Below are 2,808 nucleotides of genomic sequence, written 5' to 3'. Positions count from 1 at the left end.
GTGAGGGTGAGTTCATGGTTACTCGCTCTCTGCTTACACGACGCTGCCGCACCGCGAACACCCAGTAGGCTGCGGTCCGGTTCTGTCCTCCCACTTACCTGTCCGTCCGGGACACTCCTGTCGAATCGGTCGCCACAGACACATACGCTGCCACGTCGGCAGAACCTGCGGAGCACAAAAGCCGCGATGGGGATCGTCATTCGGCGGACAAGCTGAGCGCCGCCGCCCGAGGCGCATCGTGGATTACGGCGTATGCCCCGTCCGGTGAAGAAGTCCCGGAATCAGTCGTCGACCACACCGTGCACACCGCTGTCTTCGGTGACCACGCCACCCCACTCCAATGGACGACGCACTCGCCGCCACCGCCACCGTCGCCGCGCACTCCACACCGCACCAACCCCGGACTCCCACCGGCGAGGCGGCCTCTCGCACCGAGCCCACAACAAAATCGCACGTTGTACAGCCTTGTCGTGACGAGCGACCCGGTTCCCACCGCGGACACACACTCCCCGGCGCGGCCCACAGACCACGTCCAGCCCCGCAGCGATCCCCTCCGAGCCGGTGACGTCCCGATGCACCGCAGGCGGATCGTCGTCGCGGTACCGCTCGGTGACCTCACCGACGTCCCGGCCCATCCAGTTCAGCTCCCTCAGCTTGTCGCCGTCCCCGGTGCTCACTCCGGTAGTGGTGTCACGCCCAGGGTGCGCACCTGTCGGGGCGCGCAACCTCGACCGTGCGGCAGGGTTTAAACCTCACCCCAGCGGTCATCCCTGACTCGGACGGACCAGGTCGACACTGCAGGGACAGCCCAGAGCCCCACCCCGTCCGGTGCCGCGACCCTCGCGCGGCACCGCCCGCAAGCACAGACCGCACACGAAGCAGCACGACGAAGGGGATCGACGATGGAACCGCACGCACCGCCCAGCCCCGATCCAGGGCAACACCCCGATTCGTCCCGGGTCGCCGTGGTCGTTGCCGGCGCCGGAGCGCGCGGCGCCTACGAGGCAGGCGTTCTGTCCGTGGTCGTGCCCTTCCTGCGCGCTGCCGGCGTCACACCGGATCTGTTCATCGGAACCAGCGCCGGAGCGATCAACGCGACGCTGTTCGCCGCGGGCGCCCATCTCCCAGCCGACGAGCAGGCCGACGCCGCACTCGCGGCCTGGCGGAGCGTGGAGATCGACGACGTGTTCCGGCCGTTGATGTTCAGCGGACCCGGCACGATCGCGCGCTGGGCCGGTCAGCTCTGCGGAATACCGAGGGTTCGGCTGACGAGTCTGGTCGACACCGCGCCACTGGCCCGGACCGCCCACCGATTGGTCGATTGGCCACAGCTCGCAGCGAACCTGAACGACGGTCGGACGTCGCTGGCGGTGGTGACCACCTCGGCCGCCAGCAACCGGACGGTGGTCTTCGTCGACAGGAACGGTGCCGGTCCGCTCCCGCCGCCGGACGCCAACCGCGCGATCGACTACCGCGGTGTGCGGGTCACCGCCGAGCACGTCCGGGCCTCCGCCGCGATTCCGGCGCTGTTCCCCGCGGTCGAGGTATCGATCCCCAACGATGGGCGAGGCTGGTACGCGGACGGCGGGATCCGGCTCAACGCCCCACTCAAACCGGCGCTGTCCCTGGGCGCGCACCAGTTGGTCGTCGTCGCCACCCACCCGGCGGTCTACCCGCAAGCGCCGAACGCCGGCGAGGAGCCGGCACCACCGGATGTCGACGACATGGTCGTGCGGGTGCTCGATGCCGCGCTGGTCGATCGGATGGTCGAGGACCTGCGGACGCTCGGCAAGATCAACGAACTCGTCGCCGACGGACGCCGAACCGTCACCGGCAGGCAGCACCACTACGTCGATGTGCCCTACCTGTTCTTCGGCCCCGAGACGCGCGAATGCCTCGGCGCCCTCGCCGCCAAGGCATTCGACGACCGGAACCGCTGGCCCGCCGGCGCATGGAACATGCTTCGCAATCCGGACCTGCTGCTCCTGGGACGACTACTCGGTGGCGACGGTGCTCGCCGCGGAGACCTCCTCAGCTACCTGCTCTTCGACCGCGGTTTCATCGACGCCGCGATCCGCATGGGACAACGGGACGCACGCCTGCTCCTGGCAGACGCAGACCAACCACCCTGGCTCACCGGAGCACCGAAGCACGTCCCGCCCGAGCGGATCTCCGTGCACGCCGCGAAACAGGCGCTCGGCGCAGGAATCGGCGCCGAGACCACCCACACCGCCTGATCGGAATTCACACCTCCACGGGCGAGGGTCCCATCCGCCTCACGGATAAGGCGATAACCGGTGCTCGTGGGCGTGAATCGCCGAACCGAGATCCGTGTGGAGTGGCCCGTCCGGCCCTCCGGATAGTCGAACGGCGGGGCAAGGACACGGCACAGCGCCTTATCGCCGTCGATTGCCTCGACCTTGACCGTGCGGCCCTTCACCCGGGGATCGTTGTCAGCCCACACTTGACCGACCCGCAAGGATGTACTCGAAGAATGCGTTGTTCCAGAATCTGTTGGTGTAGTCGACATTTCACCAGACTCGGCCGCATCCGCCGCAGCATTCAGAATTACCGCCAACCGGCGTGCACACGCCGGCGTGAGCTGACCCAACGCGCCCTCCTGCGCATAAATGCCGACATACTCGGGAACCACCACCGACCGATGCCCCACGATCCACATCCGGGCGTAGGCCTCGCAATGAAGGGTCAGGCCACCCAGCACACGGCGGAGGGAGTCCGAAAAATTGTGCGATGGCATGGATCACATTCCCTGGATTTCCACGCTGCGGCTCACCAAAATCACTACTG

At 67.6% G+C, this 2,808-nt stretch carries 2 protein-coding genes; one reads left to right on the top strand and one right to left on the bottom strand.

The features are described from left to right. Positions 1-281: 281 nt before the first annotated feature. Positions 282-677 carry a hypothetical protein gene (locus tag MLGJGCBP_RS17870; RefSeq protein ID WP_160097346.1) on the bottom strand — a complete coding sequence of 132 codons (396 nt, stop codon included), beginning with the start codon at positions 675-677 and terminating at the stop codon, positions 282-284. A 225-nt stretch (positions 678-902) separates the two neighbouring features. Between MLGJGCBP_RS17870 and MLGJGCBP_RS17865 the strand changes: the two genes are divergently transcribed. Beyond that, positions 903-2,237 (top strand): patatin-like phospholipase family protein, encoded by a 1,335-nt coding sequence (locus tag MLGJGCBP_RS17865; RefSeq protein WP_160097344.1) that lies wholly within the window; start codon positions 903-905, stop codon positions 2,235-2,237. The last annotated feature ends 571 nt before the right edge of the window (positions 2,238-2,808 follow it).

It is taken from the genome of Rhodococcus sp. T7, assembly GCF_009872365.1.
Taxonomy (GTDB): Bacteria; Actinomycetota; Actinomycetes; order Mycobacteriales; family Mycobacteriaceae; genus Rhodococcus_F.
This window is presented reverse-complemented; position numbering and strand designations above follow the sequence as displayed.

Coding starts and splice junctions, on each gene's coding strand:
- MLGJGCBP_RS17865 (WP_160097344.1), top strand. CDS start 903: ATGGAACCGCACGCACCGCCCAGCCCCGATCCAGGGCAACACCCCGAT.